This window comes from Brevibacterium zhoupengii, from assembly GCF_021117425.1.
GTDB classification, from domain to species: domain Bacteria; phylum Actinomycetota; class Actinomycetes; order Actinomycetales; family Brevibacteriaceae; genus Brevibacterium; species Brevibacterium zhoupengii.
Genome location: NZ_CP088298.1, coordinates 3,437,746 through 3,464,679, shown reverse-complemented (window position 1 = coordinate 3,464,679; position 26,934 = coordinate 3,437,746). Strand labels below are relative to the sequence as shown.

Sequence of the window (26,934 nt, the reverse complement as noted above, 5' to 3'; positions counted from 1 at the left end):
CAATGATGTTGGTGAAAAGTCGTCGGTCATCGGTGTCTCCTCGTAAGGCCCTTCTCGCTGTGTCGCACCCGCCCCACCACCCCGCGTCTCAGCAGGCCGCGGCGCGGTGGCGACCACAGCGCGGTCCCCTCGACCCTCCACGAGGCGAGCAGATGATTGGCCGCCATGTAACCGGTCGTTGCGGCACGTTCCATGAGTGCCACAGGCAAGTCGCAGCGCACATAATCACCGGCGATGACCAATCCCGGAATCGGGGTGGCAGCTTCGGGTCGCTCATCCCAGGGACGGGTATCCGTCAACGCGCAGTCTGCTTCGATGAGCAGCTCTTGGTCCACGATGGGCAGATGAGCGGTTTCGGGGTAGACCTGATGTAAGTCAGAGAGCAGGCGGGCCACGATGTCAGCCTTCTCCTGCTCAGACGGGTCAGCGTCGATGTCGAGCGCGTAGGCGTGGAGTTCCAGGACCGAGCCGTTGTGGGATTGCGCCCACTGCCTGGCCCCGTCCTCGAAACGTTCGAGCACCGAGACATTGTCGAGAAGGTCATATCCGCTGGTGCCCAGGAACGGTGAGCGGTGGTCGGCCACGGGCCCACCGAGCCAGAGACGCAGCACAGCGAAGGCAGGTGCGTTCGTCAGCGAGTCGACGTTCTCAAGCCACCCGTGCGCGACTGGATCGGTGCGCACGATCGAGTCGCGGCTGCCCCTCAGCAGATCACGAGCTCGCGCAGGGTCGGCGGCGAGGACCACGGCATCGCCGTGGATCTCGCCGCCGCCGGTCGACACCGTCCAACCCGCCGAGGTGGATTCCAGTGAAGCCACCCTCTCACCGGTGTGGATCGTCACACCGAGTTCGGTGAGATAGTCGGCCAGCGGTGTCCAGAGAGCGGTGTCGTAGTCATCGTTGGGGACGTCGAAGAGCAGCCCTTCCGCCGATCCGGTGAAGTAGGTGTGGAACATGGCGATGAGCTCACCGGCGGAGAAATCGTGCGGATCGGCGAAGAACGAGCGTGCGAAGACTTCCAACGCCAGATGTCGGGCTTCGTCGGGGAAGCGCAGCCGGTTGAGGAAGTCGGCCGCGGATTCGCCGTCGTAGCGTCGGTAGGTGGCGGGAAACTCGACGTCGATGAGTTCCACCGCAGCCGAGATGTCGACGTCGAGGAGCTTGCGGAGGGGAAACGTGGGACTCTGCCAGACGAATCCGAGGAGATTGAACGGGGGAGTCCGGGGGATCGAGGCGAAGGTGTCCGTGGTGCCTCGGCGGTGGGTGAGGGGATAGTCGTCGACGGGACGCAGACGGTGAAGCTCAGGGTCTGCCCGACTGAGCAGATCGCGCAGGTTGTAGTACTGCCGGAAGAAGGCGTGGAATCCTCGGCTCATGGTCCGATCGGCCGCGACCGGCCATGCACTCACACGCCCGCCGAGGTGGTCGTTCTTCTCGATCACCGTGACCTTGACGCCGTGTTCGGTCAGGATCGTGGCCGCGGCCAGTCCTGCGATGCCGCCGCCGATGACGGTGACCTGTTTGGGCCTGAGTGGGCGAGTGCGTCCCTGCGGTGCCGGGATGTTCTCAGCCCATCGGTCCCTCGGCCGTGGTCCAAATGTCATTCGGTGCCCTTCTGCAAACGATTGAGCTGCCATTGCCACACCATGAGCACGGAGGTGATCATGGCGAACCCGAATCCGAAGTCTTCGATCGGGATGTCCCAGGGGAAGCGCACATTCAGGAAGTGGGACGGGGCGTAGATGACGATGGGATCGCTCAGTTTGGTCAGCCAGCCGTCGACGAGGCATTGGAATCCCAGACAGATGGCAAGCGCGATCCAGTACTTCGCGCGGCGGAAGATTCCGCTGCGAAAGACGAAGGCCTCAAGCCCGATGACGACCAGCATTCCGATGATCGTCATCAGCGTGTATTCAGGCACCATTGTGGCCTCCCTTCCTGCTCTTGGCCTTCTTTGCGAAGAATTCGAGGACGGTGCCCACCGCTTCGTAGCTGAGCAGGGCACAGATGGGAATGACGATGAAGAAGACGATCTCTTCCAGCGGAAGGTTGCCGAGGTGGATTCCGGTGACGTACTTCGGGTTGTAGTTCCAGTGATCGCGGGCAATGGCGACAATGTCCCAGAGGGAGAAGACGAGGACGATCGGAATAAGAGCTCCGACCAGGACCTTCCAGCGTCGATACACCCTGGCGGAGAAGACCAGCTCCAGCGGAAGTGTGATCAGCAGGCAGGCGCCCATCAGCGCCAGGTATTCGAGTGAACTCATATCGGCTCTCTCGTGGCTGCTGGGCGCGACCTGTCCATCAGGCTCAGGTCCAAACCGCGCAGACGATAGCCCTCGATGAGGTTGTCCCAGCTGATCGAGGGCTCACGGAGAATGCGGGGCCGACGGGCCAGCAGCGGATGCAGGAGGGCATCGGTCTCGAAGAGTGCCAATGATTGGCCGGGGCATTTGTGTGCTCCGTCGCTGAAGCTCAGTCCCGCTGCGGGCGTTCCCTGCTTCAGCTTCCGTCCTGGGCATACCGCATCCGGGTTCGCCCCCATCACCTGTGGATCGGCGTTGGTCTGCTGCACGCACACGTCGATGAGATCGCCTTGGGAGATGGTGTGTACGCGCCCGTCGTCGGTGATGTCGATATCGGTCTGTGCTCGCCGGTAGAGGTGGCCGACCACCGGGTCGAGACGGATGATCTCCTCCAACAGCGCCAGCCTGTCCGGTCGTGCCGCCTCACGATACGCGCGGCCCAACTCGTGGTTGGACAGCAGGTGCCAACACGCCATGGAGATGAATTCGCGAGTGGTGACCATGCCCGCAGTGCCATAGGTCATGCATTCGACGAGGATGTCGGCAGTTCCGTATCCGGTATCAAGGAGATGCGAGAGGACATCGTCGCGCCGCTGCGCACGACGGGGTCGGATCGCGGGGCGCACATCGGCGGAGTAGAACCGCGCAATCGGGACGAGTCCGTTGATGGCCGCCTGCATCCATTGCCGAGGTGTGCGTCCCATCGACGGAGCGGAGAGGTCGACCGGGGGCTGTTTGAAGAACCCGACGAGACGTTTGGACATTCCTGCGACGGATGACTCGGTCAGGCCCACCACCGTGGCGGTGACCTCGACCGAGTAGGCCAGAGCGAGGTCGTCAACGCGGCATGTGCCCTCCGCGACGGCACCGTCGACGACCGCCTGAGCACGGTCGCTGATGAAATCTCCGTACTTAGCCGAAACCACTGAAGGGGCGAAGAACCGAGCCACCTCCCTGCGTTGCCCATCATGGTCATCGCCATCGGAGATCAGGATCGGATGATGGCGAAAATAGCCCCGCGGGATCTTCTCGGCGGTGAAACCGGCCTGTGTGGTCTGCTGGCGGGCACGCAGCACCTGCCGAGCTGCTTCGAATGACCGGATCCTCCACATGTTTCGGTCATAGTCGATGCCCGGTCCGGTCTTTTCATCGTCCCTGACAGCCTTGCGCATGGGCATCGAGGTCATGCGGTGCGGCGGTTGCAGTCGGAGGTCAGCTCGATGAGCTGAGTGCTCAAGGCGGTGGGCAGGCTCGCTTCGCGGATGAGTCGGTAGAGGTCCTCACAGCGTGCGGAGATGATGGATTCGACGAACACGAGTGCACCTGATTCCTCGATGACGTTCCGCAGCCGATGACCGTCGGCGGTGCTCAGCATCCTATCCCCGAAGAGGGCGTGGACCTCGGCCCAGGACGGATCAGAGCGTGCGAAGGCGATGAGCAGTGTCTCTTTGCCCTCGCGGAGGTCGCTGAACGTGGACTTTCCCGTCACCCGTTCGTCCCCGAACAGTCCGAGGACGTCATCGCGCAGCTGGTAGACCACGCCGATCTGTGCAGCGATGTCGGCCAGCTCGGCAGTCAGCGTGCTGGTGGCACCGGCCAGAACGGCCGCGATGAGCAGGGGCGCCTGAAACGAGTACACGGCGGTCTTCTGCCCGGCCATCTCAAGGACCTCCTGCGAACGGGGCTCTTCCAGATGCAGGCTCAGCCACACATCAGAGTGTTCTCCCGCGGCACTCTGGAACACCGTGTCATCGAAGATGTCGAGGATGGCCCGGCGTTTGGCATCGTCGATATCGAGTCGAGCCAGCAGAGAATGGGCGAGAGTGAGCATAAGGTCACCGCCCAGCAGCGCTGTTGCGTCTCCCCAAGTGTGAGCCTCACGCCGGCCGGCGCCACGGCGCATCGCATCGGAAGCGAACTCTCCGGAGATGTTCGCCTCACCACGGCGGACGGTGTCGTTGTCGATGACATCATCATGGATGACGAGCGCAATGTGCAGCAGCTGCATGGCGCATGCCGCGTCGACGGCGGCTGCCTGGTCACCTCCGCCCAGACCGCGATGTGCGTCGATGAGCAGCCGCGGTCGGATCAGCTTGCCGCCCGTGGCCATTCGAGTCAGCGACTCCCAGAGCTGCCCGTACTGTGCGGAGACTCCGCGCGACCGGTGCCTTGCGTCCGTGAGCACCTGCACGAGTCGGTCCTGGAACGAGAACGCGATGTCGTCGAGTGGAGTGATCGAATCAGTCATTGTGGCTCGCTCCCTCTTTGTGCCCCGACTCGGTGATGTGCTCTGCGATACGGGGTGCAAGTTCGGGGAAGTGCTCGACCAGCCATGGGCTGAATGCCCATGGTGCCGAGGCGATCGCCGTTGCCAGCTCTGCGACCGTCGTCCACTGAGTCTCGGCCACCTCGGCGGGATTGGGTGTCAGCGACGATGTGGCCCGGGCGATGAAGACGGGGCAGTGTTCGTTCTCTTCGATACCGGAGGCATCACGGGCGACGTAGGCGAAGTCGGGGATGGCGCAGGTGATGTGATCGATGCTCAGTCCCAGCTCGAATTCGGACCGGCGAGCGACTGCCTCCTCGAGAGTTTCGTCGGGCGCGGGGTGGCCGCAGAAGGAATTCGTCCACACTCCCGGCCACGTCTTCTTCGTCAGTGCGCGCCGTGTGACGAGAAGTCGGCCGCGTCCATCGACGACATGGCAGGAGAATGCCAGGTGCCGTGGGGTGGAAAGACCATGGACTTCGGCCTTGGCGCGGACACCGATGGGGTCTCCGGTGTGGTCGACGAGAACAACCATTTCCACTGTTCGAACCCACTTTCGTTAGCCAGGCGAGAGACTTAATCTAGCATAGCAACGGTATGCTGTCTTCGTGTCGAGCGCAGAGCGAAGAATCCACCAGGATTCAGAATTGAAGTACTTTTCGAACGATCCCGAGTTCTCCGATCGTTCGCAGTTTTCGCAGTCCGAAATCACGCAGTGCATGTCCGTCATGGAGGCGCTGCACCACTGGCGGGAAGCAGATCGGGCACTGTCTGAGGCCTCCAGACGGTTCATGCGTCTCAATGAGAGCGACATGCGCGCCATCCGAATGCTCATGCAGGCGCAGAAGCAGGGCCTGGTCATCACGCCGAAGGACATTGCCCATGAGGTGGGAATCTCCAGTGCGTCGACGACGAAGCTCATCGACCGACTCGTCGCGGCAGGCCACCTGACTCGCGCACCGCATCCCGAGGATCAGCGAACGATCTGCATCAATGTGACTCCACAGACAGCTCAAGCGGCACGCGAGACGATCGGCCGCCAACACTCGCGCCGCTTCGCTGCCGCTGCCGCCATGAGCAGCGAAGAACGCGAGGTCGTCGTCCGGTTTCTCACGGCACTGGCAGAAGCTGACGAACCGCAGGGAGATCTGACCGCGCAGTGAGCTGGTAACACAGCGACTGCGTCGTCGACGACACCACCGCCCCGCTTGAGATACATATAGGAATGGGAGCGGCAAAGAACTGCCGCTCCCATTCTCAGACCATGTGCGGCTCAGCGCTCAGGGGAGTCCTTGAGCGAGTTGGCGACGCCTTGAACGGCGTCCTTGGCTTTCGCGCCAGCCTGTTTGCCTTTGGCCTGGGCCACGTCGGCCTTTCCCTCAGCCTGGAGAGATTCGTCATCAGTGGCCTTGCCGGCAGCGGCTTTCGCCTTGCCCTTGAATTCTTCGGCCTTGTGGGAGTTCTCGTTGCTCATTGATCTTCCTTTCGGTTGGGCAGCAGGTCCTGCCCCATACGATGCGCAACACCACTTTGAGCGGTGTTAGCCGGTCTTCTTCTTCGTTTCGCCCTTCTTCGAGGAGGACGAACTCCTCTTCGAACCGGACTTATTCGCCCCGGAACCACTCGAGCTCTTCTTCTTTGAGCGCGAACTGTCCACGGACTTCTGCAGAGCCTCCATCAGGTCGATGACGTCACCGCCAGGCTCTTCGTCCTCGTCTTCATCTGGGAAGGCCTTCTCCAGGTCCAGGGTCTCGCCCTTGTCGATCTTGGCATCGATGAGTTTGCGCAGTTCGTCCTGGTAGTCGTCGTTGAACTCCTCCGGCGTGAAGTCCTCCGAATACGAGTCGACGAGTTTGGCCGACATCTCCAGTTCCTTCTTGGAGATCTTCGCCTGCGAGTTCACTCCCTTGAAATCCACGTCCCGGATCTCATCGGCCCACCGCAGCGTCTGGATCATGAGCACTTTTCCGCTGACTCGCAGGATCGCCAGTCGTGTGCGGGTACGCAGGGTGAGTTTCACTATGGCTGTGCGGTCGGTGTCTTCAAGGGTCTGGCGCAGCAGCAGGTAGGCCTTCGGCGTCTTCGACGTCGGCTCCAGGAAGTACGACTTCTCCAACATGATGGGATCGATCTGATCGTTGGGCACGAACTGGAGGACGTCGAGGTCGTCATTCTCATCGGCGGGCAGGGCCTCGAAATCGTCCTTCGTGAGAATCACGCGATTGTCGCCATCGTCGTAGGCCTTGACCATATCGTCGTACTCGACGACCTTCCCGCACTCCTGACAACGGTGCTGATTGCGGATGCGCCCGCCGTCCTTCTCATGTACCTGGTGCATGTTGACGTCATGGCTCTCGGTGGCCGAATACAGCTTCACCGGAACGTTGACGAGCCCAAACGCAATCGATCCGGTCCAAATGGCTCTCATCCCTCCATTGAAGCCCAGTCTCAGAGCCTTGGCTACCCCCGCAGGGATCCATCGCCGAGGTAGTTCCTCCGCTTCTCTCGTTCCCGCCGTCGCGAGCGAGTAGCGTACACGGAACAGGAGGTATCCATGTCAGGTCATGAACAGAAGGTCACCGTCGACGGGCATCGGTTGACACTGACCAATCTCGACAAGGTCTTCTATCCGGAGACGGGCACGACCAAGGGTGAGGTGCTCGACTACTACGCGCGCATCCATGAGCATTTGATCCGGCACGCCCATGATCGCATCGCCACCCGCAAACGCTGGGTCGACGGCGTCGGCACACCCAAGAAGCCGGGCAAGGTGTTCTTCGAAAAGAACCTGCCCGAATCTGCCCCCTCGTGGATCGCCTGCCGCTCCATCCGTCACTCCACAGGGTCCAAGAGCTACCCGCTGGTCCAGGATCGTGCGACGCTGACCTACCTTGCGCAGATGGCGTCACTCGAGATCCACATTCCCCAATGGCAGGTTGCGAAAGGTTCGTCTGACCCCGGCACCATCGACTCGACGAGCCGGCACCCGGACCGCATGGTCTTCGATCTCGACCCCGGTCCGGGACGTGGTTTGGCTGACTGCGTCGAGGTCGCCCAGTTGGTGAGAGAACTGTTGACAGGAATGAACTTGGACGTCTACCCGGTGACCAGCGGGTCCAAAGGAATCCATCTCTATGCGCCGCTCGACGCCACTGCAACGAGTCAGCAGATTTCAGATGTCGCCCACGAGTTGGCACGCAGTCTCGAAGCCGATCACAAAGACCTCGTCGTTTCAGCGATGAAGAAGACGCTCCGTGAGAACAAGGTGCTCATCGACTGGTCCCAGAATTCGGCAGCGAAGACGACGGTCGCACCCTATTCGCTGCGCGGCCGGTTCACTCCCACAGTGGCGGCACCACGCACATGGGACGAACTCGACGACCCGGATACCCTCGAGCAGCTGCGCTTCGAAGAGGTGCTCGACAGGATCGACGACCTCGGCGATCTGCTCGAACCGTTGGCGAAAGCTTCGGGGGAGTCCACGAACCCATCGCTCACCTCGGCAGCACCCCGCGACCGCCTGGATATCTACCGATCGAAGCGTGATCCGAAGCGCACCAGTGAACCGGTTCCCGACAGCCACGGAGCCAGCGGGGACGAGCTCACCTTCGTCATCCAAGAACACCACGCCAGCTCGCTGCACTGGGACTTCCGGCTCGAACACGAAGGCGTGCTGGTGTCATGGGCGCTGCCGAAAGGGCCTCCCACCGACCCGAAGCACAACCACCTGGCGGTCCAGACCGAGGATCACCCCCTCGAATACGGAAGCTTCGAGGGCACGATCGCGAAGGGCCAATACGGTGCCGGTGAGGTCACGATCTGGGACTCAGGGACCTACGAGCTTGAGAAGTGGAAAGAGGGCAGTGAGATCATCGCCGTTCTTCACGGAGCCGCCGATGGCGGACTCGGAGGAGTGCGACGATTCGCACTGTTCAACACCGGCGAGCACGGGCCCAACAAGGAACCCGAAAAGAACTGGATGATCCACCTGACCAAGGACTCGTCCAAGGACTCATCCAAAGGTTCGCCGAGGCGGGGCTCCCTTTCGTCCGCACCTGAAAATTCCGAGCACACCATGTCCGAACTGGCCGAGCCCACCGACCTGGCTCCGATGTTGGCCAGCATCGGAGACATCGATGCCGTTCGCCGACAGACCGAGGACTGGGCGTTCGAAATGAAGTGGGACGGCATCCGCGCGCTCGCCTCCGTGCGTGCCGGCACGCACGATTCGTCCGGGTCCATCGCGCTGACCAGCCGCAACGGCCACGACATGACGGAGACCTACCCCGAACTCATCGAGCTCGCCGCGTGCGTGGACGTCGATTGCGTCCTCGACGGTGAGATCGTGGCGCTGGGCCCGGACAGTCGTCCTGACTTCGGGCGTCTGCAGCGCAGAATGGGCCTGACTCGAGAGCGCGACATCGCCCGTGAACGCGAGCGCACCCCAGTGCATCTGATGGTCTTCGACGTATTGCACGCCGACGGTTCCTCCCTGCTGAAGTCCACATATGTCGACCGCCGCGAACGACTGAGCGAACTCGTCACCGAGGGCAAGCACATCCATGTGCCCTCCGCGATCGAAGGAACCATCGACGAGGCGATGCAGGCCAGCCGCGAACTCGAACTTGAAGGGGTGATGGCGAAGAAGACCGACAGCATCTATCTGCCGGGCAGACGAACCCACACCTGGGCGAAACTCAAACATTCCTCCACCCGCGAGGTGATCGTCATCGGGTGGCGCACCGGCAAGGGAGAGCGCTCCGACACCTTCGCCTCGCTGCTGCTGGCGGCTCGTGACAAGGGCGAACTGGTCTATCTGGGCCGCGTCGGTACCGGATTCGACGAGCACCAGCTGCGAAAGCTTCGGGCCAAACTGGACCAGCTGACCAGGAAGACACCACCACTGGTTGTTCCCTCCGCCGAATCGCGTGATGCCCAGTGGGTGCGACCCAGCCTCGTCGGCGAAGTCCAATACGGAGGAATCACCGAGGCCGGTCGTCTCCGTCATCCCGTCTGGCGTGGGCTGCGGGCCGACATCGACCCCAAGGAGGTCACCGCCTAGGCCAGCCGGGCGTCGAGCATGCCCGTAATCGCGACCACGTCGATCTCAACAGGGGTTACGAGACTCCTTGGAGCCTGCTAGCGTGGCGGCACCGGGACGGTGCTGATGTTTCCGAGAGCATCGTGCTGATCGAGAGCGAAACGAGTCTGATCCTCGCGAACGCGGGATCAGCCGAAAGGGGATCAACGCTGATGAATGATCAACTGACTTTTCAAGATCCGGTGAAACGATTTCCGGATATCTCCCCGCCCAAACAAGACCAGCCTGAGCCGGGTTTAGACGTCGAACTGATTCCTGGCACCGACCGTGGTGAGCAGACTTATCGCGGCACCGGCAGGCTCAAGGGCCGCAAGGCACTGATCACCGGAGCCGATTCCGGCATCGGCGCGGCAGTCGCCATCGCGTTCGCTCGCGAAGGAGCCGACGTCGCACTGTCATACTTGCCGGCCGAAGAGGACGATGCACGCTATGTCTGCGACGTCATCCGAGAAGCCGGTGTCAACGCAGTGGCACTGCCCGGTGACCTCATCGACCCCGACTACTGTCAACAGGTCGTCCATGATGCGGCAGACGGGCTCGGTGGCCTCGACGCCTTGGTGAATAACGCCGGACGACAGATCGCCGTCGAAGAGATAGAAGATCTCAGCGACGAGCAGTGGGGCGTCACCTTCGAGACCAACATTCGCGCCATGTTCCGTGTATCGAAAACGGCTGTGGGCTATCTTCCTGCCGGGGCAACGATCGTGAACTCAACGTCCGTTCAAGCATATTCTCCATCCACGCACCTCTTGGACTATGCGTCGACGAAGGCCGCGATCAACAACTTCACCAAGGGGCTGGCAACACAGCTGGCTCCCAGGGGAATCCGAGTCAATGCCGTCGCACCAGGCCCAATCTGGACACCGTTGCAGGTCTCTGACGGACAGCCGAAGGAAGCACTTCCCCACTTCGGGAAGAACACTCCGATAGGACGAGCCGGTCAACCGACGGAACTCGCCCCGGCCTACGTCTTTCTCACGTCATCGGAGTCCAGCTACGTTCTCGGTGAGACCCTCAACGTCAACGGGGGCCAACCTACGCCCTGACCACCACTGACGAAGGGACAGCCACGGTCAAGGTCCACGGTGTCTCCATAGCCAGATCTTTCAGCGCATCACGGCTGGATTGCCCGTGAGTCATTATCGCGGCCCGGTGGAAGGTCGCCGATGTGGGACAGTCGCAGGGGTGTGAATGTTCCCGTGGTCTCACTTGAGATCACCCGTGCGGTGATGGCGACGTGGTCACCCCCGTCATCGAGCATGGTGATGCGCTCAACGACTAGTCGATTGGGCAGAGTGCTGAGCAGTGGCACTCCCTGCTCGGTGGGGTCGACATCGAGTCCGCGGAACTTGTCGGTGTCCTCACCAGATCGGGCACCGAAGCGCTGAGCCATGGCGAGATCGTCGACAGTGAGGAAGTGGATCGCGAAATGAGTGGCCCGCAGACTCACCTGATAGGTGTGGTTGGCTTTCGACAGCCAGAAGCCGTATTGCTGAGGAGACATGCTCGACTGCGAGTGGAAACCCACCAGACAACCGGCTTGTTCGTTCTCCACCGCTGTGGTCACTACGATCAGACCTGCATCCGCGGACACAAGCAGATCGTCGAACGTATCCTCATCCATGACGAATCCTCTCTGTGACATTCTGATGCAGCAAAAAGGCCGAGAAATGGTTTTCGCCCCTACAGCGGTTCACAGGTTTCCACGTTCCGCGCTGTGGTCGTGCGTTAAACGTACTCTCCTGTTCGACAGCAGACAATAGTCACTGGCCCGGAGCCGTTCCGGCCGGTCACAGCACACCGACGATGGCCGCGAAGCGATAACGCGGCCGAGGATGTGCGGCACGGCTCCTGACACGTGAAGGTGATCTGCGTTACCGTCGGGATAACCGTGACACCCACCTACGTGAGGAGATGTGGTCACCATGCCGAAGATGAGCAGTTCAGGAGTCCCGAAGAAGTCAGAGCTTCCGGCGACCCTGCGACATTCGGATGCCAAGGCCCAGCGCACCTTTGCCAAGACCTATGACTCCGCCATGGAGGAATACAACGACGAAGAGCGTGCTCACCAGGTGGCCTACGATGCGCTCAAGCACACCCACGAAAAGGTGGGCGACAGGTGGGAGCCGAAATCGTCGTCCGGACCATCCGACGCACAGGCCAAGGGCGGGAAGAACACCGATCGCCCAACGGCCGGTGGAGTGGACGCTAACGCGACGAAGGAGCATTTGTATCAGCAGGCGACCAAGCTGAAGATCCCGGGCCGTTCGACGATGAACAAGAACGAACTCGTCGAAGCCCTCGAACGCGAAAGCAACCGGCAGACGAAGAAGAACGCCTGAAGATTGGCCAACGACTGAAATCGAGCCTCAGAACACCGGGGGAGTCATCGTGGCGATGATGACCGCCTCGGTGTCACCGAGGACACGGAACCAGTGCGGCTGGTCGCCCTGGTAGGTGATGCTGTCACCCACATCGAGGGTGTACCCGTCCTCGCCGATCTGGAAATAGCAGGTCCCTTCGAGTACGAACAGACATTCCTCCGCACGATGATGGCTGAAGGGAACGGTCTCGTTGGAGTACCCAGCCGGGACCCGGACCTTGAGCACCAGCAGCTGCCCGTTCATCGTCGGAGTCAGCAGCTCATAGACGAGGCCGCGATCGGTGACCTGCAGCTGCCTGCGGCCGTCGGCACGGACCACACGGTTGTCGGCAGGGTCCCCGCCCGAGTCGAAGAATCGTCCGACGGGCACATCGAAGGCCTTGGCGATCTTGAGCAGCGTGAGATAGGCAGGGTTGCCACGGCCACGTTCGATCTGACTCAGCAGGCCCTGACTGACCCCAGCCGCACGGCTGAGGTCAGTCAGAGTCATCCCGGCCGATTCCCGCAGCCTGCGGATGAGTGCACCCATGTACTCCACACTCGGATCAGCCGCAGTCTGCGGGACATTATCGGCGCTCATGGGAACCTTCGGTCACGGGAACATGTGAAGCCGAGAATATCAGGCCCGGAGACGTGATCTCAGATCAGTCCGAGGCCGGTCACGGTCTCACGCTCAGCGGCGAGCTCAGCCGTGGTGGCGTCGATCATCGTGCGGCTGAAGTCGTTGATCTCCAGCCCCTGAACGATCTCCCAGTTCCCGCCCGAGGTTGTCACGGGATAGGAGGAGATCAGTCCCTTAGGCACACCGTAGGAGCCGTCGGAGACAACGGCCATCGAGGCCCAGTCGCCTTCGGGTGTGCCGTGCAGCCAGTCGCGGGCGGCGTCGATCGTCGCCGCGGCAGCAGAGGCCGCTGAGGAGGAGCCACGGGCCTCGATGATGGCGGCACCGCGCCCAGCGACCGTAGGGATGAGATCGTTCTCGATCCAGCCTTGGTCGCCGATGACCTCGGCAGCATTCTTCCCGCCGATCTCTGCATGGTAGATATCAGGATACTGGGTGGCCGAATGGTTGCCCCAGATCGTCATCTTGGCGATGTCGCTGACCGGCACCTCGGCCTTCTTGGCCAGCTGTGCCAGCGCCCGGTTGTGGTCCAATCGGGTCAGCGCACTGAACCGTTCGGCGGGGATGTCGGGCGCATTGTGCATGGCGATGAGCGCATTGGTATTGGCCGGATTCCCGGTGACGCCGATGCGGACATCGTCGGCGGCGACTGCGTTGAGCGCCTTGCCCTGGGCGGTGAAGATCGCACCATTGGCTTCGAGGAGGTCGCTGCGCTCCATGCCCTGAGACCTGGGCCGAGCGCCGACGAGCAGAGCGAGGTTGACGCCGTCGAAGATGTGCTCGGCCGAATCGCCGATCTCAACTGAGTCGAGAGTGGGAAAGGCACAGTCCTCGAGTTCCATGACCACACCTTCGAGAGCGGTCAGTGCTGGTGCGATTTCCAGCAAGCGCAGCTGCACCGGGGTCTGGGGGCCGAAAAGTGCGCCGCTGGCAATGCGAAAGAGGAGACTGTAGCCGATCTGGCCGGCCGCACCGGTGACGGCGACTTTGATGGGAGTATTCATAGGATGTGCTCCTTAACTGGGGCGGGATTTGCCGCAAGCGATGCGGGCTGTCCCCTCGTGCGGATGAGACCGTTACGGTCGGTCATCGGCGTGAATGTGCGCAAGGAGCGTTCTTCTTCGAAGACGCCAGACACGTCACATCAGTGAGGAGGACGCCGAGCGGCAGGACGAGGAGTCGACTTCCTTGTTGAGGCCCGTCAAGGTCGCTAGCGGCATCGCTGCGTTGGATGTCACTGCAGCTTCTTCAGAGAGAAGTTGGTGACAAGCTGATTATATCGGCTCGCTTCCACGGGACATCGTGAAGGGGTCATATTGTGTCGTCGCGCTCAGAGTGGGCAATCACCGGGTGGCCCTGACGACGGTTCGAAGTGACCACGCCAAGGCCCACCACAGTGTCGGTCAGTTCGTCCAGGCGTCGTCGGTGAAGTACCCGTCGATCCAGCCGGGCAGACGGTGCCCGTCCTTCGCCGTCGCGAGGGTGTACGGCGCAACATGGAAGCCAGCCTTGTCGAGTTTGCGCAGGTCCCGGGTCGGCAGGTTCTTGCTGGGTCCGACCCATTCGATGCCGGCATCCGAGATCTCGTCGAACGATTCCGTCGGCAGCGTGGACCCCATGAGGTAGAGCGAGGTGTAGCCGCGCTCGGCGATCGTCTCCGCCGCCTCGAAGTCGAAGGACTGGACGATGAGTGAGTCCTTGAATCCACGTTCGTCGAAGACGTCGAGAACCTGATCGACCTCCGCCGAGGTGGCCCCTGGCTTGATCTCGGGAACCATGACGACCTCCCCGCCGAGTTCGTCGAGCGCCTCGTCGAGGGTGACCGTCTCCGCCGGCTCTCCACCCTGTGGGTGCTTGATTGTCGCGGCGTCCCATTCCTCGCGGCTGAGGTCGCGGATCGGTCCGCTGGCGCCGTTGAGCGTGCGGTCGGCCGTGTCGTCGTGGATGAGGACCGGGGTGCCGTCTTCGAGGAACTGGATGTCCATCTCGGGCAGGAACCCGTCCTTCGCCGAGGCGGTGAGCCCTTCCATGGACTCCTCCGGGTAGATATCGGCGCCGCCTCGGTGGGAGATCGTGGTGGGGAATTCGAGTTCGGAGACCTGATCGGGGGCGCCGAAGTCGTTCTCGGACGGTGAGCCGAGACTGTGTGCTGAGGCGGCTGAGACGCCTGTTCCAAGGGTCACGGCAGCGGTGAGTACTGCCGCTGCGAGGATCGTGGAGGAGCGGGGACTGGTGATTTTCGCTGTGTGTGTATTCACATTCGCGACGCTAGGGCTGCCAGGTGAGCTTGTGGAAAAGGGGGAATGAACGTTCGAACGAGATCAGACGAAGGGGGAGGAAACGAGGATTGCCGGACCTTGTGCGGGGCAAGATTGTGGGCGAAGTGCGCTCGTCTATATATCTATGAGATATATTGTGTGCATGCAGTTCCTCATCCTCGGCCTTCTGTTGGATGGCCCGCATTCCCTCTACGACGTCCACAAGCGCTTCACCGGAGGGATTTCGCTGTTCTACGCGGCGAGCTTCGGAAGCATTCAGCGTGCGCTGAAGCAGTTGGAAGTGCACGGCAAGGTGACGGTGGAGAAGGCAGCAGATTCCCGGCGCAGAAAGAGGCTCTACAGCGGTACTGTGCAGGGACGAGAAGCGTGGCATCAATGGATGCTCTCGCCGATCATAGGGTCGGATGTTGACCAGATGATGCTGTCGAAGATCTTTCTGCTCGGCCACCTGCCGCCGAGTGAGAGAAGCGAGTGCATAGCGCTGATCCGCATGCGAGTTGGCGAGGAAGCGAACGCTCTCGGCGAGTTGGCGGACCGCCTCGACGACGAAGCGGTGCCGATCGAGCTTCGCGAGATCTACCGCTATCAGCGCGCAACGCTGAACCACGGAATCGGTACGAGCTCTCTCACGCTGGAGTGGCTCGATGATCTGGAGATGAACTCATGACATCTGCTGCTCTGGCTGTTGCGCTCGCCGTGCTCTGTGCGCTGGCCGTTCTGCAGGTTCTGGTCATCTTCGGTCTGCCCTTCGGGGCTGTCGTTTGGGGCGGCCAGCATCGCGTGCTCCCTGGTCGGCTGCGTCTGGGCAGCACCGTGGCAGTCATCCTGTACGCAGGGTTCGCCGCTTTGCTTCTCAGCCGCAGCGGAGTGCTGCCGGGCAGTGTCAACGCGGCAGTGATTGTTCTGACGTGGGTGCTGTTCGCTTTCTTCGCAGTGAGCGTGGTGGGAAACGTGGCTACTCGCAGCAGTGCGGAGCGTTGGACGATGACTCCGGCAAGTGTCGTGCTCGCCGTGGCAACATTTGTCATCGCCGTCGAGTGATGTGACCTGAGGCGATATGCAGACAGGCCCGGCCAGACCAGTTCAGCCGCTCACATCCACTTCTTCATTCTGAATACGGTGTAGAGGACTACCCCGAGTCCGACCATCAGGCCCAGTGCCATCGGATATCCGAAGGCCCAGTGCAGCTCGGGCATATCGTCGAAGTTCATGCCGTAGATCGCACCGATGAGGGTGGGAGCGAAGAGGATCGCGGCCCACCCGGAGATCTTCTTCATGTCTTCGTTCTGACGTTGCGCGACCAGGGTGGAATTGACGTTGAGGATCTGTGACAGTGCCTCTCTCAGCTCGGCAGCTTCAGCCAGAACACGAGTCAGATGATCGATGACATCGTCGAGGTAGGCCTGCAGCTCTGTTGGGATCGCATACTTCGCAGCCCCGTTGCCCAACCGTTGAGTGAGCCGGTTGAGATGGGTGGTGGTGTGCAGGACGTCGATGACTTCCTGGCTGAGCAGATAAATGCGTTCAGCTGCGGCAGTGTCTCCGCTGAAGACCTGTCGCTCGATTCCGTCCTTGTCATCTTGGAGCCCGTCCAACACCGGGAAGTAGGTGTCGACCGCAGTGTCGAGGAGCCGATAGACAAGAGCTTCTGGGCCAAGTGAAAGCAGCTCCCGGTCAGAAGTCCACTGGCGGTCCTCGGTGTTGAAATAGGCATCCATGTCTTCAGCACGGTCGGGGATCGGTGTCCCATCGATGAACCGATCATCCTGGCAGATGATGATGAGAACGTTGTCCTTCATCAGCAGGTGGAATTCCTTGAACTCGACCTCCTCGGCGGAGTCGACGTAGACCGCGGATTTGAGGACGACGAAGAGCACATCGTCATAGCGGTCGACCTTGGGGCGTTGATTCGCGTGGAACAGGTCCTCGACGAGGACCGGGTGCAACTCCCACGCCGAGGCGATCTCCGCGAGCAGCTCGGGCGTGGACTTGGGGATGACGACCTGTGTGAATGACGCTGTAGCGAGGGCATGATCCGTCGGCTGCTCGGTCAGAGCTTCAGCAAAGGTCGACGAGACCGACAGATCGCCAGGCTTGCTGTCGACGATTCGGCGGCTGAGCAGGACCGGTTTCTCAGACTCGCGTAACCCACCAGCGCTGCGCTTGCGCTTGTAGATCGGTTCGGACTTGTGCCTGCGTGCTCGTGCCATGGTGAATCTTTCGGTCGACTAAGACTCAAACGTAGCCGAGGGGAGTACCGGAGTCGATTGTGCAGAATGTGCGGTGTCGCTCACTCGTGCAAAATTGATTGAACAGGCATGCCGTATCCTGTGGTCATGACCCTCAGGGGACTACCGATTCACCAAGGGGGAGGCTGAACCCGAGCAGGAGCGTATTGATCGCCATCACCTGCGCATAGATGGTCTTGGGCGCAACATCCGGGTGTTTGAGAATATTCGGATTGCCGCTGTCGAGCACGCTCAGACTATCGCGAAGTGGATGAATGATCTCCGAAGTATACGGGTACTGAGGAGACCTCGATGACGTCACAATCACCGAGTTCAACGGCTCGCCTCGCCGCGCAGTTGAGATTCGTCTGACGAGTTCAGTGAAAATCTCTTGTTTCGACCGAGGGAAGACCCCCTGCGCAGTGAAGTGATAGTCGTTTTCGTACTGCTCGTACCAACTGTCAGTGACGATCGGATCGACAGAAACGAACTTCCAACCGCCCGTCAGTCCGTGGTACAGAGACCCCGTGCCACCTTTGGAAGCGCCGAAGAGGACAACATCGTGCGCATCGATGCCATGTTCAGCGATCGTACTTTGTATCAGATGTTGGATTTTGGAGCTGTTGTCAGGCATGAAGCTGGTGTCCAAGTAGAAGGCCCCTTTGACACCTCCCACATCAGCGATTCGAAGGATTGCTGTATCGCGGGGAACATACTTCATCAACGTGGCGAAAGACGGACGGAAATAGCGGATCAGGCGAGGTTTGGAATTGATCGGAGAGAAGATGACTACGAGTCGTGAAATTGTTCCTGACTCCGGGCGCTCGAACTGGTGTACGATCCCTTTGTCCGAGACCTGGAATGTTCCATCCTTGACTGCCGGCCAGTGGTGCACAATGCGGTCATGCCGGATGAATCTGCTCTCATCCGTAGTGTTGTAATACAGAGAGAAGCCCAGATTGGTGAGCCGAACCAATAGGTCCTTGGCATCACTGTTCTTCAGCGCCAGCTTCATGAGGTCATGGTCGGGCTTGGCCGCGAGCGAAGTGTCGATGCGAAAATATCGCGGCAAGCCGTCGTTTTCAGCGATCATCGCAGGGATGTCGTCAGGACTCGTCTCAAGAGTCAGCCACAGAATGTTCTGGATCACAGCAGAACGGTACCAGACTCGAATTTGGAGTTTGTCCTATTTGAGCGCATGCTGAGCCAGCTTTCTCCAGAAGTCGGACAGGCCCTCGAACTCGACCAATTCATCGAATTGCGCATCACCGAATACCCGCCGATATTCGCGCTGGTACATCGTCACAAGAGGATCATCTTCCGCCGAAGCCACAGGAGCTTTCCGGGCGAACGCACCCTTCAGACGGTTCCATACGGAATTTCTCTCCGTAGTCTCCTTGGGTGCCGGGGAGATGTCTGTGCCAGTGCGAGCTTGCTTCTCGTCTGTCGTCATAATCATTTCGAAATCATTGCGTGCCACGATCGAGACAGACGGATCCAACTGTCTGATTCGCTCCATTGCGACGGAGTTCGACTTCACCGAATGTGCCACAAGGAGTGTGACGTCACTGTCGCCTGACTTTGCGGCAGTATCCAGAGAGTCCAGGAAAGCCTCAGTTTTTCTGCTTTTGTCGAGTCGCCCTCCCCAGAAGATGGTTGTCGGTCGGGGGCGTGCTTCAACCTGCTGGATGCCATTATTGTCGCCAAGCATGAACCAGCGAATGGTGCGAAGGCTGGCGTGTCCATCGTCGTGAGGACAGAACCTCTCTCGGGCGTGCTGATAACGAGTCGTTGGTCGGTACGATTCCGAGATCAGACTGGTGACCGTTGATATAAGTTCGTCAGCGGTTGAGACTATCGGGCCGGGCAGATCACTTTGGTCGAGTAGGAGGCCTCGGTCGTCGGCATATTCTGCGTAATCGTAGAGGTAGTGGACGATGGGTTTACCCGTCGCCAAGAAGTCGAAGAAGATACTCGAATAGTCAGAGATCAACAGATCGGCAACTGCAAGTAGTTCGTTCGCAGTTGTATTGGCCGGTGGCACAATGATGTTGCCATAGTCCACATTCTTGATATGGCGAAGCATGATGTGGTGAGCCTGGAAGATGACGTTCGCGTCGAGTTTCGCGAGGGCTTCTATATCTCTTTGCAGCTGATCGCCATCGAATCGTGCAGATCCTTTGTTCCCGCGCCATGTCGGTGCGTAGAGAACCGTCTTCTTTGTAGAATCCAAATCTAGGCTCTCGCGAAGACGCAGAGCGCTAGACTCCGACATATTCAACGTCAGATCTTGACGTGGGTAGCCGATTTCTGCCATGGAACCCGAAAAGACCCCTCGAAGCGAGAACCGAGTCAGCTCCGTCTCGGTCATATAAGGGCACGGAGTCAGAACGTGGGTCGCCTGCAGAAGATTGTAGACGCTTCCAGCTGCGCCCAAGGGCGAAGCATCTGTACGCCCCAGGGTCTTGTAGGCGATGCCATGCCACGTGTTGAGATACTTCTGGTCCGGTTTGCGAACGAAGTATTCGGGCAAGAGCGAGTTGCCGATGATGTAGCCGGCAAGAGACAGGAAGTAGAGGTGGGCATCGGTGCCCCGGGTGACGAACGTGACGCGGGGATCGTCCCGGAGCTCATCGGGTATCAGATCCTCAGACCTCACCGACCACACGTGATGGAGCTTGCTGAACTCAGGATCGCGGTAGAGGTGGAGAAAGAGTGCGTACGGGGAGTCCATCATCCTTGCGCCGGACATGCTCTCGTAGAAGACGACCTGTGAATTGGTCGGCACCGAGACGACGTACTCCGCCTGACGAGTCTTCAGGTCTTCTGGGTCCCGAATCTTGTCTTTCCAGAACTCTCGGTCCGCCATTTTGCGGTGCTTCAGTAGACTCTTTGGTGCGGCTTTTTCTTGTACTGACACGTGTGATTCCCTTGGTCAACGCTGGCGGGTACAGACATGAGGATCCATTCCCTGGTAGAGATGCACACGTAAATAGTTGGTAAACGTGAGCTGTCCATGGAGTGTCTGGTAAGTGTACATTTGCTGTGGCGATAGACTAATTGCCGTCTTCTGACAGCCGAAATTTCGGTACTCAATCCCCAGGCCATGACTGTGGTCACATTTAGCGAGTGGAGCAAGTTGCACATAGGACCCCGGACCAAGCGTGTACTTCTGAACGTCTTTCCGTCTGCGATGTCTGCCTATTTGCGTAAAGAACGGGTGCAGTGGTCGCGTCAGCTGCGCCAGAATAGACAGTCAGTGTCGAGCGCTGTTCGGTCCAGGGCATTTTCAAAGGCTCTGACCGGACCGCTGAAGCGAGACACCGTCATCTGGGAATCGTTCTCGGGCAATGGAGCTCTATGCAACCCGGAAGCACTGTTCCGGCAGATGCTTGAGGATCCGCGTTTCGTCAATTTTCACCACACATGGGTGTTGTCCGACAAAGCATGGTCAACGCAGTTCCGTACTAAGTTCGCAGGCCATTCGCGTGTGAGCTTCGTCAGATACAAGTCAGCGTCCTACTTTGAGAAGCTCGAGAGCAGCGAGTACCTGGTCAACAACGCAACGTTCCCGGCTGAGTTCGTCAAGCGACCTGATCAGACCTATGTGAATATGTGGCATGGCACTCCGCTGAAGAAGATGGGTTATGACATCGAAGGCGGCGCTGACGGGGCGCGGAACGTGCTTCGGAATTTCATGTCGGCCGACTATCTATTGTCCCAGAACGCCTTCATGACCAATCAGATGTATCTGAACGCATACAAGCTGAATAACGTGTACACGGGTGCAATCCTCGAAGAGGGGTATCCGAGATCTGATTGCATGTTCCGACCAGATGCCGGGGCTGTCGCCAGACAGTCGTTGAGGGACCGAGGGGTCGAGACAGAGGGAAAGAAAGTTCTGCTCTATGCCCCCACTTGGCGAGGGGAATCCTTTTACCGGCCGAGTGCTGACGCCAGTCGATTGAAGGCCACGCTGGCAGCACTGCGTGCGAACCCTGAACTCCACGACTGGGTCATACTCCTCAAGGCGCACCAAGTGATCTTCGATCAGTTGGTGGAAGATCCTGAATTTTCAGATTTTCTGATCCACAACGACGTGCCGGCAAACGAAGCGCTTGCTATCACAGATCTGTTGATCACGGACTATTCGAGCATTTTTGTTGACTATCTGGCTACCGGACGCCCAGTCGCATTCCACATTCCGGATTCGGATAGTTACGCCAGCGACCGTGGAGTTTATCTCGAGACCACAGAGCTTCCTGGCCCTGTCTCCCGGTCAGTGGAAGAACTCAATGCGAATGTCGTGAAGATGCGCGACCAGAGCAGTTTCGATTCCGCATTCCCAGACGAGCGCGACCGGTATGCGAAACTCTCAGCGGAGCTGACGCCTCGTGACGACGGGGAAGCTGGAAAACGAGTTCTCGATATCGTCTTCGGTGGCAACGAGTCTGGCTACAACGTTAAAAGAGACTTCAGCGACGGCCGCAAGAAGCTCGTCATCTACCTTGGCGGAATGATCACGAATGGGATCACATCATCCGCGTTGAATCTTCTGAACAGCATTGACAGTAGCGAATACGACGTCACTGCGTTCTTCTATCGCTCCAATCAAAGGGACCGAAAAGAAAATGCTGCAATGATTCCGAGTCACGTCAGGCAGTTGATTCGAGATCCGAGCATTCTTCAACTGCCTCTGTTGGGCAGTATGCACGAACTGGACGAAGCTTCGATAGACGATCTGCCAGACAGTGATAAGGACACGGCTGTGTGGGACTGGGAATGGCGACGGATCTTCGGTCACGCTGAATTTGATGCAGCAGTTGATTTCAGCGGCTATTCCTCATATTGGACTCGAATCGTGGCGCACGCAACGGCAGCGAAGAAGGCCATCTGGCTGCATAACGACCTCGAGGCGGATGCTGAAAGGGAAGTGAATGGGACTCGTCCTCACTTCCAGAACCTGACTGGCGTCTTCAAGCTCTATCGTGATTTCGACACTTTGGTCTCAGTTTCACCGGACCTCAATGAGATCAATCGGACGAACCTCAGCAGGTATGCACCCAGTGATAAGTTCACCAGCGCCCGCAACACGATCAACGTTGAACGGATCAGGTCTGGCAGCGGTGGAACTATGCTGGAGAACCCTGCCGCTGGCGACTATTCGTTGCGGAACCTGGGAAGTGCAGTCAAGGCTTTGGGGGAGGCGTATTCGTTCGAGGACATCATTTCCGAGGCTAATCGCCAGCAGAGCCTGTCAAGTTTTGTAGGTAGTGGAGCCGGAACAACCTTTGTCACAGTGGGTCGGCTGTCGCCTGAAAAGAATCATGCTCGGCTGATCCGTGCATTTGCTCTGGTTGCGCGGGAGGCGCCGGCCGCGAAGCTCATCATCATCGGCGAAGGTCCTTTGGAAAAGGAGCTCAAGCAACTGACAGTCTCCTTGGGCATAGCGGGGTCGGTGGAGTTCACCGGTCGACTGAGGAATCCCTACTCTGTAATGTCCGCATGCGATTGCTTCGTCATGTCCAGCGATTACGAAGGACAGCCGATTGTGATCCTCGAGGCAAGGGTTCTCGGGTTGCCCATCGTGACAACGAGGTTCGGATCGGTGCACAGCGCGATGGAGGGCAGCGGGGGGCTCATCGTTGATGCAGATGAGGCAGCGCTGGCAGAGGGGATGCAGGCATATCTTGATGGGAAGATTCATGCAGCACCCTTCGACGGTGATGCCTACAACAAGGAAGTCGTGGACGAATTCACCAAGGTGATCTTCGGCTGAATCTCTTGGTCCCGGACCACCGTTATTGGTCGATCGGGGCCAAGGCCCAGCGGTAGCCGAGGTTAGGCGACGGTCAACTCAACTCACTTTCTGGTGTGATGGATCAGAGTTCCAGGTCATGTTGCCTGCAGGTGGAGAACAGATTCAGGTTCCTCGAATCTGCACGTGCACAATAGTCCTATGACAACTCTTCCGGATGACCTCTCGCATCAAGCGATCAAAGGGGTCAATTTCGCCCAGTCGGCTGCCAAGCTCGGGGCAAGAAAATTCCGCGATCGGATTCAAGAGTCACGGCTCCCTGCGGACTTCTACCCACAGGCGACGGACGAATTCGTGGCAGCCGCATATTTCGGCGTGGGAATGGATTCTGTCTATCAGCTCGAACAATGGATCTGGCCGTTCGAACAGTTGGAGGCTGAGCTGAAGGATTTAGGTCTCAGCGATCACCCGTTCGGGATCATCGTCCGCAGTCCCATCGTCGCGAAGCATCTGAGCAAAGTCACGCACCTCCCAGTTCGCTTCTCGCGGCTGACCAGAGGTCTCGATGAGTTCATGACTTCGTCAACTCTGAGAGCAGTTTTCTACGTTAATCAGGGCACCCCGAATTTCCAGGCGTTGCGCTATCCTGGTCCGGCCCACGTGCATCTCAGTCATGGTGAGAGCGAGAAGATCTCGATGATCTCCAATCAGCTCAAAGCTTACGACTACGTCTTTACCGCGGGAGAAGCAGCCAGGGACCGCATTGAGCGGACTTTGTTCGGCATGGAAGTCGAGAACATGCTCGATGTCGGTAGACCGCAGCTCGACCGGCCGCGTTCGATTCCAGATGTGTGGCGTGAGTTCGCCGCAGCAGAAACGGACGGACAAGTGGTCTTCTACGCCCCGACGTGGGAAGGCGATTCCGAAGCGATGGCCTACGGGTCACTTGTTCACAATGGTGAGGCAGTCGTCACGAGCCTGCTCGACGCTGGTTATCGAGTGATCTTCAGGCCGCATCCTCGTACAGGGGGCATGAATCATGATTTCGCCAAAGCACTCGAGGCCATTGAGGACATCATTGACTCCGACCCACGTGCGCTGCTTGATCGGACACCCGATGTTTCCTGGCAGTTCGACATTGCCGATGTCGCTGTGGCTGAGGTGTCGTCCGTGGCCTATGACTGGCTATCGTCGAAGAAGCCACTCGTCATGGTCGAGCCGCATAATTCGGGCGCCGAGGTCCTCGCGGGCGGGCTCCTCGACCGTTGCCCGTGCCTTCGGCCGGAGGGTGGCGACGACATCGTCGATCTCATCGCGCAGGCTGAAGCACAGAACGATGCGGCTGCGAGGCTGAGCGACCACTACCTGGGAGACACTTCACCTGGAGCACAGATCGCACGATTCGTCGAGTCCAGCAAAATCGTCATTGGGCGAAGGACAGAGGAACGCCGGTTGAAGCTGGAGGCGTGAGACACATAACAAATCTGTGGCGATTGGTAACAGAATGGTAAACTGCCGCTGAACTGTTGCTTCCGCCTGCCTGCCCACTGGGCCCTATACGTTTGGATGGTTACCTCTATGCGACGAGTCATCACCTATGGCACGTTCGATCTTCTCCACTATGGCCATATCCGCCTTCTCCAGCGCTGCAAGGAGCAGGGTGACTACCTCGTCGTTGCTCTCTCCAGTGACGAATTCAACGCAGGCAAAGACAAAAAGTCCTACTTCTCGTACGAAGAGCGTAAGCACATGTTGGAGGCGATTCGCTACGTCGACCTCGTGATTCCTGAGGACAACTGGGAACAGAAAGTCACCGATGTCGAGAAGTACCACATTGACACCTTTGTCATGGGCGATGACTGGGAAGGGAAGTTCGACTTCCTCAAAGACAAGTGCGAAGTGGTATACCTGCCACGCACCCCCGAAATCTCAACCACTCGGATCAAAACGGAGCTCGGCAAGTCCTGACCGCTCGGTTGACATCCTTGTTCGTTTCACCCCTGCGCGTACACACGGGCATCCGTTGTGGTGAAAGTAGAATGCCACACAACACCAAACACTTGCCTTAAAGCAGAGAGGAGCGGGTGTGTCTACACGGGAACCGCAGAGCCACCCGACTTTGTCTGAGCTTCGGGCTAAGGCTCAGCCCATCGAGGTTCGGAGCCGAAAGAACGCTGAGCACTGGAGCGCGCAACTCTACCTCAGACACATTTCGATCTATTTCACGATGATTCTCGTGCGTACGAGAATCAGTGCAAACGGCGTCACAGGGCTGATGATCCTCGCGGGCTGGTGCATTGCTGCCAGCTTGCTGATTCCTGGGATCTGGGGCGCGGTCCTGGCGGTGTTCTTCTCCCAGGTTCAGATGTACATCGACTGCTGCGATGGAGAAGTGGCCAGGTGGCGCGGGACCAGCGGAGCCAAAGGAGTCTTTCTTGATAAGGTCGGTCACTACACCACGGAGGGCCTCGTCGCTGTAGCACTGGGTATCAGGGCTATGGGGGAGTGGAAGGGGTTGAGTGAGAACCCTGGAGGAACATATCCGTACTTGCTGGCCGGCACGGTCCTGGCTGGTCTTGTTCTGCTCAACAAGGCTCTCAACGATATGGTTCACGTTTCCCGAGCGTTCAACGGTCTGGACAAACTCGCCGACTCTCAAGCGGCAACTGCACTGAACCCGGGATTTGTAGCGAAACTCAAACGAGCAGCTCGATTTGTGCCATTCCATCGCATTTATCACTCTGTTGAGATGTCGCTCCTCGCCTTGGCAGCGAGCATCGTCACCATTATTGCAACGTCGGCTGGCGCCGTTCCTCTGTTCGGTGAGCGCTGGCTCGTTGTGATTCTCGCACCCTTATGTCTCCTGTCAGTCATCGGGCATTTCATGTCCATCATGGCCTCGAGGAGACTGTCATGAATGATAAGACGAGAATCCTCAACCAGCGATTCGAATCGACTCGGAAGTACACCTTCGGTGTCGTCGTTCTCTCGCAGGGAAAGCGTCTTGACGATCTGAATCGTGGATTCCAGACGCTGCTCGCGCAGAAGGGCGTCGAACTCGACATTGTGTGCGTGGGCAACGGTTGGGAACCAGAGGGAATTCCCGCCGGCGTCAAGAAGCTGGCGCTTCCTGAGAACTTGGGTATCCCAGCGGGACGGAACGCCGGAGTGCCACACGTCGCTGGCGAGTTCCTGTTCTTCCTCGATGATGACGCTTGGCTGCCTGATGACACAACATTGATGCGCATGGCCCAGCTCATGCGCACCAAACCGAAGATCGGACTGGTCCAGCCTCGTGTTGAAGAGCCGGGAGGACCGGAAGCACCGAAACGATGGATTCCTCGTCTGAGGAAAGGTGAAGCCGACCATTCCTCAAATGTGTTCTCTGTGTGGGAAGGTGCTGTCTGCATGCAGCGCAAGGCCTTCGACGAATGCGGCGGATGGCCTGCGCCGTTCTGGTACGCACACGAAGGTATCGAATTGGCTTGGCGAGTCTGGGACGCTGGCTACACAGTCTGGTACATGGGTGACGTCGCCGTGGCACACCCGGTGATCGATCCCAGGCGACACGACGAGTACTTCTACATGAACGCTCGCAACCGAGTATGGCTGGCCAGGCGAAATCTGCCGTGGCCCTTCAATTGGGCTTATGTTGCTTCGTGGACCATGATGCAGTGTCTGAAATGGGCGAATAAGCCCGAACAGCTCAAGCCTTGGTTCACCGGCTGGAAGGAAGGCTGGAAGCTCGATCCCTGGAGTGATGAGGAGGAGCCGCACAAACTGTCCGGCCGTGGAGTCCTGAGAATGTCTCGGCACGGACGCCCCCCGATCATCTGAACCAATGGGGGCCTCGCCATGCGGCCTGGGCCGATCTGACTTGCAACAGAACCCGGAGGCACAGCGGACGCGATGAAAGCCAAGCTTTTCCACTTCCCCCACGATGCACGCAAAGACAGCGACCGCAGTCGGGTCCTCTCCAACCGGCTGAGAA

The 26,934-nt window shown here is 59.3% G+C and carries 26 protein-coding genes; 11 read left to right on the top strand and 15 right to left on the bottom strand.

What is annotated here, in order from left to right; translation table 11 throughout:
• Positions 1-26 precede the first annotated feature (26 nt).
• From LQ788_RS15725 to idi, 6 genes are read right to left on the bottom strand one after another with little or no spacing between them, the layout of a single operon-like run.
• On the bottom strand, positions 27-1,604 hold the full coding sequence (locus LQ788_RS15725; protein ID WP_231442558.1) for an FAD-dependent oxidoreductase: 1,578 nt from the start codon (positions 1,602-1,604) through the stop codon (positions 27-29).
• Positions 1,601-1,924: a lycopene cyclase domain-containing protein gene (locus tag LQ788_RS15720; protein WP_231442556.1), complete on the bottom strand. Its 324-nt coding sequence runs from the start codon at positions 1,922-1,924 to the stop codon at positions 1,601-1,603. Before LQ788_RS15720 ends, LQ788_RS15725 begins: the two co-directional genes overlap by 4 nt.
• Positions 1,914-2,267 carry a lycopene cyclase domain-containing protein gene (locus tag LQ788_RS15715; RefSeq protein ID WP_231442554.1) on the bottom strand — a complete coding sequence of 118 codons (354 nt, stop codon included), beginning with the start codon at positions 2,265-2,267 and terminating at the stop codon, positions 1,914-1,916. Before LQ788_RS15715 ends, LQ788_RS15720 begins: the two co-directional genes overlap by 11 nt.
• Positions 2,264-3,493, bottom strand: coding sequence for a cytochrome P450 (locus LQ788_RS15710; RefSeq protein WP_231442552.1), 1,230 nt, complete (start codon positions 3,491-3,493; stop codon positions 2,264-2,266). Before LQ788_RS15710 ends, LQ788_RS15715 begins: the two co-directional genes overlap by 4 nt.
• Positions 3,490-4,554 carry a polyprenyl synthetase family protein gene (locus LQ788_RS15705; RefSeq protein WP_231442550.1) on the bottom strand — a complete coding sequence of 355 codons (1,065 nt, stop codon included), beginning with the start codon at positions 4,552-4,554 and terminating at the stop codon, positions 3,490-3,492. The genes LQ788_RS15710 and LQ788_RS15705 overlap by 4 nt, the downstream gene beginning before the upstream one ends.
• Positions 4,547-5,107, bottom strand: a complete 561-nt coding sequence (idi, locus tag LQ788_RS15700) for an isopentenyl-diphosphate Delta-isomerase (protein ID WP_231447461.1) — start codon at positions 5,105-5,107, stop codon at positions 4,547-4,549. The genes LQ788_RS15705 and idi overlap by 8 nt, the downstream gene beginning before the upstream one ends.
• Positions 5,108-5,219: 112 nt before the next feature.
• Here idi and LQ788_RS15695 point away from each other — a divergent pair, with 112 nt between their 5' ends.
• Entirely contained in the window at positions 5,220-5,735 is a 516-nt protein-coding gene (locus LQ788_RS15695) for a MarR family winged helix-turn-helix transcriptional regulator (protein WP_231442548.1), read from the top strand.
• A 110-nt stretch (positions 5,736-5,845) separates the two neighbouring features.
• Here LQ788_RS15695 and LQ788_RS15690 read toward each other — a convergent pair whose 3' ends face one another.
• Positions 5,846-6,046 (bottom strand): CsbD family protein, encoded by a 201-nt coding sequence (locus LQ788_RS15690; RefSeq protein ID WP_193069702.1) that lies wholly within the window; start codon positions 6,044-6,046, stop codon positions 5,846-5,848.
• Positions 6,047-6,112: 66 nt separating this feature from the next.
• Entirely contained in the window at positions 6,113-7,000 is an 888-nt protein-coding gene (gene ku / locus LQ788_RS15685) for a non-homologous end joining protein Ku (RefSeq protein ID WP_231442546.1), read from the bottom strand.
• Positions 7,001-7,126: 126 nt separating this feature from the next.
• Here ku and LQ788_RS15680 point away from each other — a divergent pair, with 126 nt between their 5' ends.
• Entirely contained in the window at positions 7,127-9,634 is a 2,508-nt protein-coding gene (locus tag LQ788_RS15680) for an ATP-dependent DNA ligase (protein WP_231442545.1), read from the top strand.
• A 191-nt stretch (positions 9,635-9,825) separates the two neighbouring features.
• Positions 9,826-10,719, top strand: coding sequence for an SDR family oxidoreductase (locus LQ788_RS15675; RefSeq protein WP_231442543.1), 894 nt, complete (start codon positions 9,826-9,828; stop codon positions 10,717-10,719).
• 68 nt (positions 10,720-10,787) lie between these two features.
• On the opposite strand, the gene LQ788_RS15670 is transcribed toward LQ788_RS15675, so the two are convergent.
• Positions 10,788-11,297, bottom strand: a complete 510-nt coding sequence (locus tag LQ788_RS15670) for a flavin reductase family protein (protein WP_231442541.1) — start codon at positions 11,295-11,297, stop codon at positions 10,788-10,790.
• Positions 11,298-11,598: 301 nt separating this feature from the next.
• Here LQ788_RS15670 and LQ788_RS15665 point away from each other — a divergent pair, with 301 nt between their 5' ends.
• Complete coding sequence (locus LQ788_RS15665; RefSeq protein WP_231442539.1) at positions 11,599-12,015, top strand: ChaB family protein; 417 nt, start codon at positions 11,599-11,601, stop codon at positions 12,013-12,015.
• Between the two features lie 27 nt (positions 12,016-12,042).
• Here the strand turns inward: LQ788_RS15665 and LQ788_RS15660 are convergent, their stop codons facing one another.
• The 3 genes from LQ788_RS15660 to LQ788_RS15650 form a co-directional block, all read right to left on the bottom strand.
• A complete protein-coding gene (locus LQ788_RS15660; protein ID WP_231442536.1) occupies positions 12,043-12,636 on the bottom strand; it encodes a helix-turn-helix domain-containing protein in 594 nt (197 codons plus the stop codon).
• Positions 12,637-12,695: 59 nt separating this feature from the next.
• Complete coding sequence (locus LQ788_RS15655) at positions 12,696-13,682, bottom strand: malate dehydrogenase (protein ID WP_231442533.1); 987 nt, start codon at positions 13,680-13,682, stop codon at positions 12,696-12,698.
• A gap of 399 nt (positions 13,683-14,081) precedes the next feature.
• Positions 14,082-14,936: a glycerophosphodiester phosphodiesterase gene (locus LQ788_RS15650; RefSeq protein WP_231442532.1), complete on the bottom strand. Its 855-nt coding sequence runs from the start codon at positions 14,934-14,936 to the stop codon at positions 14,082-14,084.
• A gap of 163 nt (positions 14,937-15,099) precedes the next feature.
• On the opposite strand from LQ788_RS15650, the gene LQ788_RS15645 reads away from it, so the two are divergent.
• Together LQ788_RS15645 and LQ788_RS15640 are read left to right on the top strand one after the other, a co-directional pair.
• Entirely contained in the window at positions 15,100-15,624 is a 525-nt protein-coding gene (locus LQ788_RS15645; RefSeq protein ID WP_231442529.1) for a PadR family transcriptional regulator, read from the top strand.
• On the top strand, positions 15,621-15,998 hold the full coding sequence (locus LQ788_RS15640; protein WP_231442527.1) for a hypothetical protein: 378 nt from the start codon (positions 15,621-15,623) through the stop codon (positions 15,996-15,998). Before LQ788_RS15645 ends, LQ788_RS15640 begins: the two co-directional genes overlap by 4 nt.
• 50 nt (positions 15,999-16,048) lie before the next feature.
• On the opposite strand, the gene LQ788_RS15635 is transcribed toward LQ788_RS15640, so the two are convergent.
• The 3 genes from LQ788_RS15635 to LQ788_RS15625 form a co-directional block, all read right to left on the bottom strand.
• A complete protein-coding gene (locus LQ788_RS15635) occupies positions 16,049-17,167 on the bottom strand; it encodes a magnesium and cobalt transport protein CorA (protein ID WP_231442524.1) in 1,119 nt (372 codons plus the stop codon).
• A gap of 133 nt (positions 17,168-17,300) precedes the next feature.
• On the bottom strand, positions 17,301-18,335 hold the full coding sequence (locus LQ788_RS15630) for an XcbB/CpsF family capsular polysaccharide biosynthesis protein (RefSeq protein ID WP_231442522.1): 1,035 nt from the start codon (positions 18,333-18,335) through the stop codon (positions 17,301-17,303).
• 36 nt (positions 18,336-18,371) lie between these two features.
• Positions 18,372-20,105 (bottom strand): CDP-glycerol glycerophosphotransferase family protein, encoded by a 1,734-nt coding sequence (locus LQ788_RS15625; protein WP_231442520.1) that lies wholly within the window; start codon positions 20,103-20,105, stop codon positions 18,372-18,374.
• A gap of 339 nt (positions 20,106-20,444) precedes the next feature.
• Here LQ788_RS15625 and LQ788_RS15620 point away from each other — a divergent pair, with 339 nt between their 5' ends.
• The 5 genes from LQ788_RS15620 to LQ788_RS15600 all read left to right on the top strand — a co-directional run bounded on the left by LQ788_RS15620 (position 20,445) and on the right by LQ788_RS15600 (position 26,780).
• Positions 20,445-22,964: a glycosyltransferase gene (locus LQ788_RS15620; RefSeq protein ID WP_231442518.1), complete on the top strand. Its 2,520-nt coding sequence runs from the start codon at positions 20,445-20,447 to the stop codon at positions 22,962-22,964.
• Positions 22,965-23,144: 180 nt separating this feature from the next.
• Positions 23,145-24,413, top strand: coding sequence for a CDP-glycerol glycerophosphotransferase family protein (locus LQ788_RS15615; RefSeq protein WP_231442515.1), 1,269 nt, complete (start codon positions 23,145-23,147; stop codon positions 24,411-24,413).
• A gap of 108 nt (positions 24,414-24,521) precedes the next feature.
• Positions 24,522-24,911 carry a glycerol-3-phosphate cytidylyltransferase gene (tagD, locus tag LQ788_RS15610; RefSeq protein ID WP_198396695.1) on the top strand — a complete coding sequence of 130 codons (390 nt, stop codon included), beginning with the start codon at positions 24,522-24,524 and terminating at the stop codon, positions 24,909-24,911.
• Positions 24,912-25,029: 118 nt separating this feature from the next.
• Entirely contained in the window at positions 25,030-25,860 is an 831-nt protein-coding gene (locus LQ788_RS15605; RefSeq protein WP_231442513.1) for a CDP-alcohol phosphatidyltransferase family protein, read from the top strand.
• The gene (locus LQ788_RS15600; RefSeq protein ID WP_231442510.1) at positions 25,857-26,780 is read left to right on the top strand and encodes a glycosyltransferase family 2 protein; all 924 of its coding nucleotides are present in this window, start codon (positions 25,857-25,859) and stop codon (positions 26,778-26,780) included. Before LQ788_RS15605 ends, LQ788_RS15600 begins: the two co-directional genes overlap by 4 nt.
• Positions 26,781-26,934: the final 154 nt, after the last annotated feature.